Here is a 2175-nt window from a genome sequence, read left to right as displayed (position 1 = left end):
CATCCAGGCGTGCGAGCGGTGGAAGTAGTCCATATCAGCCTCTTTCATTCGCTTTTTGGTGGTCTGCGAGATGCCTACGACCTGCGCGGTTCCCGTCTTGACCGCTAGAGGCACTACTGCGGTATGGATGAGCTTGTAGGCGGTGCCTCCGTCGGGGTTGTTGCCGACCTCATACATACCGCGCCGTACGAGAGGCAGCTGCGCCTTTTCTTTCGGCGTAAAAAGCTCGGTAGGGGTAAATTCCACCGGCTTGCCGTCGATGCTTTTTAAAAAATGCGGCGTGATAGCCTTGCCTGCGGCGATCTGCGCGGTGTTTTTCGCCACCTGCATAGGGGTGACGAGCACGTCGCCCTGGCCGATCGAGGCATTGACCGTCTCGCCCTGATACCACGCGCGCTTAAATTTCTGCATTTTCCATGCTTTATTAGGCATCGTGCCTACAAATTCATTGGGCAAATCGACGCCTGTTTTGCTACCAAACCCCAGACGCTGCAGATACGCGGACATATAGTCGATCCCCACTAGCAGCGAGCCTTCATAAAAATACACATCGCAGCTACCTTTAATCGCCTCTACTAAGCTCACGCGGCCGTGACCCCAGCTCTTCCAGCAGCGAAATTTACGCCCCCCTAGCTCTATCGCGCCACTGCAAAACACGCTCCAGTTCTCGTTGATCTTGCCGCTGTTTAAAAAGCTCATCCCTACAGCCATCTTAATGACCGAACCGGGCGGATAGAGGCCGTTTACGAGCTTATTCGTAAAAGGATGGCGTGGATCTTTTATCAGCTCGTCCCACTGCGCCTGTGAAATTCCGCCCACGAAGGTGTTTAGATCGTACTCGGGGAAGCTGCCCGCCGCGATAATAGCGCCGTCGCGCAGATCCATCACGATCGCTACGCCATCCTTGTCTTTAAAAATTTCCTCGAGGTATTTTTGCAGCTCAAGATCGATAGTAAGCGAAATTTCGCTGCTGCTGGGCTCTTGCATCGAGATCTCCTCTACGACCTGATTTAGCGCCGTAACCTTCGTCTTGCGCTCGCCCTTGCTGCCCTGCAAAAGCTCGTTATAATACCCCTCGACGCCGCTTCTGCCGTTGTATCCGGTAAGCGCACTTAGTGGGTTGCTTTGGATATCCTTTTTATTGGCACGACCTACGTAGCCGATGATATGCGAAGCAAGCGCGCCGTAAGGGTAGAAGCGCTGCGAAGCGGGTGAAATTTTAATATTTTCGTGCAGGCTCAAGCTCGCGAAATGCTGTATCGTGACGTTGTAGTCCAAAAACGGCACGACTTCGATAAAGTCTTGATTATAAGCGGAATTCGCGTCCTTGTAGCTCTTGCTCATCGCGGTGACATTGAGATCTTTGAAGTAGCGCGAGATGTTATTCAGCTCGCTTTGCAGCGCGGCGTCTTTTAGATGCGGCGCGATCGATAGAGAAAAGCCGAGATTGTTTATCGCGAGCGGGCGGCCTTTGGCGTCTAAAATTTGACCGCGCACCGGCGGGATGTATTCGGTGGAGATGACATTGTTTTTAGCGACCTGCTCGTAGAATTCGTTTGATTTGATCGAAAGATAATAAATTCTCACCAAAAGCATGCTAAAAAATAGTATCACGAAAGCAAATACAAACTTCAGCCTCATACCAACCGCCCCTTAAAAAAGAGCAGAGCGAGCAAAATTTCGATCACGATGTAATTTAAATACTCGCCGCTTAGAGGCAGATACTCGCTCTTTTTGATCGCCGAGATCGCGTTGCTCACCACAAAGACCAAAACATAGCTGATCATCACGTAAAAGCAGATCAAAAAATTTCTAAATTTAATATATTTAAATGAGTTTTCATAGACTACGAAATAAAATATACAATACGCGATAGCCACGCTAAATAGGTTAAATCCGTGGATCTGCTCGGCGCAAAACAGATAAAAAATAGAGAAAAACCAGCTAAAGCCGAACTTTTTAAATTTCACGTCGTTTTCATATTTTTGCACCACCATCGCCGTGAAAAAAAATCCGATCAGCGGCGGCAAGCCTCTATACACCGCACTTAGAAGCAGGTAGAAAAGAACTCCCGCGCTAAAAAGCGTGTCCGCTATAAGGTATAGATAAGTGCGATTTCGTTGCATACCGGAAACTTTTTGCATTTAATACAATCTGCCCAAATTTTTTGCGCAG

General features: G+C 48.8%; 1 protein-coding gene and 1 pseudogene. Both read right to left on the bottom strand.

Translation table 11 applies throughout. From position 1 onward, the window contains the following. Positions 1-1641, bottom strand: a 1641-nt coding sequence (gene mrdA / locus Q0095_RS03215) for a penicillin-binding protein 2 (protein ID WP_297881299.1), incomplete at its 3' end; no start/stop codon positions are given. Positions 1642-2092: 451 nt separating this feature from the next. Continuing rightward, a pseudogene (locus Q0095_RS03210) lies at positions 2093-2175 on the bottom strand (GNAT family N-acetyltransferase); the annotation flags it as partial.

This window comes from uncultured Campylobacter sp. (assembly GCF_938045535.1).
Taxonomy (GTDB): domain Bacteria; phylum Campylobacterota; class Campylobacteria; order Campylobacterales; family Campylobacteraceae; genus Campylobacter_B.
This window is presented reverse-complemented; position numbering and strand designations above follow the sequence as displayed.